The sequence below is a fragment of the Streptomyces sp. NPDC041970 genome (assembly GCF_055588985.1).
The window spans coordinates 36351-42177 of record NZ_JBVJCD010000052.1; the positions used below are offsets into that span (position 1 = coordinate 36351).

A 5827-nucleotide genomic window follows, 5' to 3' on the forward strand; every position below is an offset into this window, starting at 1 on the left:
TCCGTCTTCATTCGGGATCCCGTCCCCCCCCCCCCCCCCCCCCGGGGGGCCCCCCCCCCCCCCCCCCCGCGCCCCCCCCCCCCCCCGGCCCCGGCCGCTCAGGCGATGTGGTGCCCGGTGGTCGCGTCCACGTAGTCGGGGACCTCCTCGTGGGTGTCCCCCACCGACAGCGTCCCCGTGGGCTCGACCATGAGGATGTGGGACTCCTCGTCGCACACCGGCTTGTGCTCGGTGCCGCGCGGCACCACGTACACGTCGCCCCGGCCGAGCCGCACGGAGCGCTCCGCGCCGTCCTCGCGCAGGTGGATGACCAGCTCCCCGGCCACCACGATGAACAGCTCGTCGGTGTCCTGGTGGGTGTGCCAGATGTACTCGCCGTGGAACTTCGCCACCCGGACGTCGTAGGCGTTGAACTGGGCGACGATGCGCGGGCTCCACAGTTCGCTGAAGGAGTCGATGGTCTTCTGCAGGTTCACCGGTTCGGTCATCATGTCCGGTCGTTCACCCTTCGCGTGCTGGTAGTCCTGACGCGGGCGACACTAGGCCCGCCCCTCCCCGTGCCGTCCTTGATCGATCCTCGCCGCCTCCCGCGGCCGGAGACTCCGGCCGCGGGAGGCGGCGGCGGTTCACGCGCGGAAGTCGACGCGCAGCCCGGCCAGGAGCCGGGCGGCGAGCGCGTCGGCCGCGGCGGCGTCCTCGGCGCCGACGACGACGGCTCCGTACCGGTCGAGGTTGGAGGAGACGGGCCGGACGGCCGTGCCGGGGGGCAGCTCACAGGAGGAGGCCAGCAGGGCGGGGTGGGCGCTCAGCTCGTCCCAGCCGTGGACCGCCTCGACCACGCCGGGGGGCGGGGCCAGGAAGCGGGCGGCCGCCCCGCGGGCCGGGCGCGGTGCGAGGGCGGCGGCGGCCGGGACGCCCAGCAGGTCGTCGAGCCAGCGGCCGTAGAGCTCCAGGCCCGGATGGACCCACTCCAGCATCGCGTGCAGCCAGTCGCCGGGCTGCCGGGCGTGGACCTCGCCCAGCACCACGCCCTCGTCCGTGACCCAGCACTCGACGTGGAAGTGCCCCCGGCCCAGGCCCAGCAGGCCCAGCGCCCGGACCACCGCGTCCCGGACCTCCGCCTCCACCGGACGGGGCAGCGGCGCGGGCATGACGTGCCCGATCTCCACGAACCCCCCGGCCGCCAGGTGCTTGCGGGTCACCGCCAGCACGTGCGGGACGCCGGCCTCGAAGAGGCCCTCGACGCTGAACTCGTCGCCCCGGACGAACTCCTCGACCAGCACCAGCCCCTCGGTGTCCAGGGCCTCGGCGAACGCGGCGGCCATCGCCGCCGGGTCGGACACCGCCCGCACGCCCTCGCTGCTGGAGCCGCGCCGGGGCTTGACCACCACCTCGGGCCCGTGGGCCGCCAGGAAGTCCAGCGCCTCCCGCTCGGTGGCGCACAGCGCCACCTCGGGCTGCCTCATGCCGTGGCGCCGCAGGAACGCGCGGCACTCGTCCTTGGTGCGGACCCGGCTCACGGCCTCGGGGGCGTTGCCCGGAAGCCCGAGCGCGGCCGCCGCCTCGGCCACGCCGAGGGCGGCGTACTCGCGGTAGCCGACCACCGCGTCGACGCGGGTGCGCCGGGCGAACGCGGTCGCCCAGTCGCGGCAGGCGGCGGCGTCGGCGTAGTCCAGCTCGTACGCGCCCGCCGCCCTGGCGACGAGTTCCGGGGCGGCGTCCAGGTTCTCCTTGGTGTCGGTGAGGACCACCTCGGCGTTCCGGGCCAGGAACTGGTCCATCGCCCTTTCGCAGATGTCCCGGACGAAGCCGGACTCTCTCGGCGCGGCTCCGCCGATGACGAGGACCGTGGTCATGCGCATCTCCTCAGATCAGGGAATCGGACGTCGGGGGACGGGGAGCGCGGAGGTCTCCGGAGCCGCCCGCACGCCGGGGTCGGGATCGGGCCGGGCGGCGCGCGCGGTGCGCCCCTCCAGCAGGGCGAAGCCCACGGTCAGGGCGACCAGCACCGCCACCATCACGGCCGCGGCCGGCCGGAACGCGTCCCCGAACGCCACCTGCGCCACATACGTCAGCCCCGGCAGGGCCGTCAGCAGGACCATGGTGACGATGGGCGGGCAGCGCTGGACGCTGATCTGGAGCAGGTACAGCGGGACCACCACGCCCACGAGCGCCGCGAGCGCCGTGGCGCCGAGCGACAGCTCCGACGCACCGCCCCCGCCGCGCAGCACGAGGGCCGCTCCGGCCAGCACGTACGTGAGGTGGAACCGGTGCGCCATCACCCGCGTGGGGTCCACGCCCAGCGCCCCCAGCCGGCGCGAGGCCACCGCCAGGTACGCCGCGCCGAACCCGGCGAGCACGGCCAGCGCCCCGCCCGCGTACACCAGGTACCCGGCCGACAGGACCGGGCTCGGGTGGATGCACGCGGCGGTCGCCAGGGACACCCCGAGCAGGAGGACGGCGCGCGCCCAGCCCGCCGCGCCGCTCGCGTTCGCCCCCCGGACGGCGTCCATGACCACCACCGCGAGCGGGCCGACCCCGGCCACCAGGCTGGCGGCCAGCGCGGCCGGCACCCACGCCATGGCCAGGTAGAAGCCCAGGAACGTCACCGCGCTGGCGGCGTTCATCTGCCACAGCAGCCCGCGCACCCGCCCCCGGTGCGCGGCGGTGGCCGGCGGCCCGGTCCGGGTGCGCCCCCGCACCCAGGTGACCGCGGTGAACGTGAGCGTCGCCGCCAGGAAGGCCAGGACGGAGAAGCGCAGGCTGGCCGTCACGTCGAGCCGCCCCGAGAGGAAGCCCTCGGCGCACGCCTGGAGGAGGACGGAGGCGAGGGTGAGGACGATCGGCACGGGCATCAGTCCTCGTCGGCGAACTGGTAGAAGCCGCCGGAGTCCTCCAGCGCGTGCACGACTCCGAGCGAGCTGAGCAGCAACTGCTCGTCCTCGTGCACCAGGTAGGCGATCCCGCACGCCCCGGTGGTCAGGTGCCGGTCCTTGACCGCCTCGCCGACCGCGGGCAGCCGGTCGATGCTGTGGAAGCCGGGCATCCGCCGCAGCACCCGGGCCCCGTCGATGGAGCGCAGGACGCCCGGACGGTGCGGCCGCAGGAAGATCTTGGCCATGGTCCGCCCGGCGGTGTAGGGCAGTTCGAAGCGGCGGGCGAACTCCTCGGGCCGCAGGAAGCGCTCCACCACCAGGTGCTGGTGGCTGTACCCGAAGGCCGCGTGGTACGGGTCCGGGGCCAGCGAGGGCCCCATGACGCGGGAGTTGACCTCCACCAGGCGCGGCCCGGCCGGGGTCAGCATCACCTCCGTGTGGGCCGCGCCCTCGCGGACGCCGAGCGCGTCCAGGCACTCCAGCACGTAGTCGACCAGGCCCGCCTCGGCCGGCTCCAGCAACGGGCGGGAGATGATGTGGCGGAGCACGGGCGCGCCCTCGACGTGGTCGATGCGCTCCGCGTACACGTCGCCGACCAGGTGCCGGCCCTCCAGGCTGACCGTGTTGACGATGTACTGCGTGCCGGTCAGGAACTCCTGGACGAGGACGTCCTCGTTGACCTCGCCCATGAGGTTGCGGCGGTCGACGATGTCGCGGAACGCCCGGAGCGCGGTGGGCCGGTCCGGGGAGATCACGCAGCCGTCGCTGCCCGCGCTGTTGCGCGGCTTCACCATCACCGGGTAGCTGTCCCAGTCGCCGAGCACGCGGTCCAGCTCGTGCTCGGTGCGGACCGAGGCGGTGCGGGCCGCGGGCACCCCGGCCTGCTCCAGGGCGCGGACCATCAGCTCCTTGTCGCGCCGGGCGGCGGCGAGTTCGGGCCGGTGGTGGGGCAGCCCCAGGGCCGCCGCGAGCTCGTCGGCGAGCAGGACCCCGAACTCGCTGGCGGCGATCACCGCGGTCACCGGCAGCTCCCCGACGGCTTCCAGGGTCTTCGCCAGGTCCTCGTGGACCATGGTCCGGGGCGCGTCGTCGGCGTCGTAGGCGTCCCGCAGCGAGGCGTCGTAGAGGTGCAGGCAGTCGGCCCCCTCCTCGCGGAACGCCTCGGCCAGGGCCCTGCCGGTGGAGACGGGGTCGACAAGGATGAACATCATGCGAGCCTTCCTGCGAATGACGTGGTCTCGGGCTCCGCGGCGGCGAACCGCTCCGCGACGGCCTTGCTCTGGTGGGCGGCCGTGTTGAGGTAGTTGACGATGGCCGTGCGCCGGTGCGAGGCGGCGCCGAGCACCCAGATCCGCTCGGGCTTCCCGGTCAGCGGGTCGCACACGCGCAGATCGCCGGAGATGTACGGGTCCGCGCCCGCTCCGGGGGCGCCGTCCAGGCGCAGGGTCCCGTCCGGGAGGCGGCGGAGCGCCGGCTTGTGGTAGCCGGTGGCGCAGACGATGTGGTCGAAGTGCTCGGCGGGCGCCCCGTCCCAGCGAACCCGCCACCCGCCGCCGTCCCGTGCCGGGTCGACGCCGCGCGGGAGGCCGGGGACGACGGAGAGCGTCCCGTCGGTGAGGTACCCGAGGAGCAGCCGGGCGTTGCGCACCGGGATGGCGGAGATGTACCGGGCGACGAGGTGCCGGTACCGGTGCAGGACGGCGGTCCGGGTGGTGTGCGCCCAGCCCGCCGAGACGTCGTTGATCGCCTGGATGATCTCCGCGACGGCGTCCTGCCAGTGCGCCCGGCCGGTCGCGGCGATCTCCAGCTCCTCGGCCAGCCGCTCGGCGGGGAGCGTCGCCGCGCTGGTCTGCGTACGGAGGGCGGCGCCGTGCCCCGCCGGGCCGACGGCGGCCAGCACCAGGCGGGCCACCTCCCGGTCGAGGGCGGGCGAGTCAGGGGAGAGCGCCCGCCAGGCGGCGGGGTCGAGCCGGGGCCTGCGCGGCCGCCGCAGGCGGGTGCGGACGGCGGGCAGCGCTCCGGAGCCCGACGCCATCACGATCCTGCGCCGGGCGCGGCCGAGGACCAGGGCGGCGTCGACGGCGGCCAGTTTGCTGCCGAGGACGAGCACCCGCGCGTTCTCGGGCAGGCCGCGCAGCGCCTCGACCGGGTAGGCGGAGGCGGTGAGCGCGGGGTGTCCGAGGTGGTCGCGCACCACGTCGGGGACGACCGGGCGGTCCAGGCCGGGGCAGAGGAACACGTCGGTGCCGGTGATCCGCCGCCCGTCGCCGAGCTCCACCGCGTACCCTCCGCCGCCGGTCGGCACGACCGCCCGCGCCCTGGCCCGGTGGTGGCGGACCCGGACGCCGGCCTGCTCGGCCGCGCGCCGCCGTTCGAGGTAGCGCTCGCGGCAGTACTGGCCGACGAGGTACCGGGGGACGAAGTCGTCGCGGTGCACGGGCCAGCCGCGCCCGGCGAGGTAGCGGAGCAGGTCCGACTCACCGTCGGGATCCAGGGAGGTGACGTCCACGGAGGTGTTGCACAGCAGCAGCGGGTCCGTGGTCCCGAACGCCGTCCCCAGCCCGACGGGGTTCGGGTCGACGACGGAGACGGACGCGACGCCGGCCGCACCGGAGAGCCTGGAGAAGAGGCTCACCCCGGTGGCGCCTCCGCCGATGATGATGACGTGCTTGCCCACGGACCCGTACTCCCTCAGCGTTTCCCGCACGGACGTCGACCGCGCCGTGCCCTCGATGTCCTCGGCCCGTGCGACGGCGCCCGAGGACGGACCGGCCCCCGCGTCAGCCCCGGCCCGCGGCGGCGGACGCGTCGCCGGGGCGGGCGGCCGCCGGCTCACGGGTCCGCGGCTTGAAGGCTGGGCGGGTGCTCTCGTAGGCCGCGATGTCCGCTTCGTTCTGAAGGGTGAGGCTGATGTCGTCGAGACCGTTGAGGAGCCGCCAGCGGGCGTTCTC

General features: G+C 75.3%; 5 protein-coding genes. All 5 read right to left on the minus strand.

Annotated features, from left to right (window positions below):
- Positions 1 to 98: 98 nt before the first annotated feature.
- Positions 99 to 491: a cupin domain-containing protein gene (locus tag ACZ6EJ_RS22205; protein ID WP_469269410.1), complete on the minus strand. Its 393-nt coding sequence runs from the start codon at positions 489 to 491 to the stop codon at positions 99 to 101.
- A gap of 135 nt (positions 492 to 626) precedes the next feature.
- Positions 627 to 1856, minus strand: coding sequence for an ATP-grasp domain-containing protein (locus tag ACZ6EJ_RS22210; protein WP_469269412.1), 1230 nt, complete (start codon positions 1854 to 1856; stop codon positions 627 to 629).
- A gap of 15 nt (positions 1857 to 1871) precedes the next feature.
- Positions 1872 to 2855: a hypothetical protein gene (locus ACZ6EJ_RS22215; protein ID WP_469269413.1), complete on the minus strand. Its 984-nt coding sequence runs from the start codon at positions 2853 to 2855 to the stop codon at positions 1872 to 1874.
- Positions 2855 to 4087, minus strand: a complete 1233-nt coding sequence (locus ACZ6EJ_RS22220) for an ATP-grasp domain-containing protein (protein WP_469269415.1) — start codon at positions 4085 to 4087, stop codon at positions 2855 to 2857. The genes ACZ6EJ_RS22215 and ACZ6EJ_RS22220 overlap by 1 nt, the downstream gene beginning before the upstream one ends.
- Positions 4084 to 5553, minus strand: a complete 1470-nt coding sequence (locus ACZ6EJ_RS22225) for an FAD/NAD(P)-binding protein (RefSeq protein WP_469269417.1) — start codon at positions 5551 to 5553, stop codon at positions 4084 to 4086. The genes ACZ6EJ_RS22220 and ACZ6EJ_RS22225 overlap by 4 nt, the downstream gene beginning before the upstream one ends.
- Positions 5554 to 5827 lie beyond the last annotated feature (274 nt).

Excerpts from the sequence above, each read along its gene's own strand:
- ACZ6EJ_RS22220 (WP_469269415.1), bottom strand. The coding sequence starts at position 4,087 with ATGATGTTCATCCTTGTCGACCCCGTCTCCACCGGCAGGGCCCTGGCC.
- ACZ6EJ_RS22210 (WP_469269412.1), bottom strand. The coding sequence starts at position 1,856 with ATGACCACGGTCCTCGTCATCGGCGGAGCCGCGCCGAGAGAGTCCGGC.
- ACZ6EJ_RS22215 (WP_469269413.1), bottom strand. The coding sequence starts at position 2,855 with ATGCCCGTGCCGATCGTCCTCACCCTCGCCTCCGTCCTCCTCCAGGCG.
- ACZ6EJ_RS22205 (WP_469269410.1), bottom strand. The coding sequence starts at position 491 with ATGATGACCGAACCGGTGAACCTGCAGAAGACCATCGACTCCTTCAGC.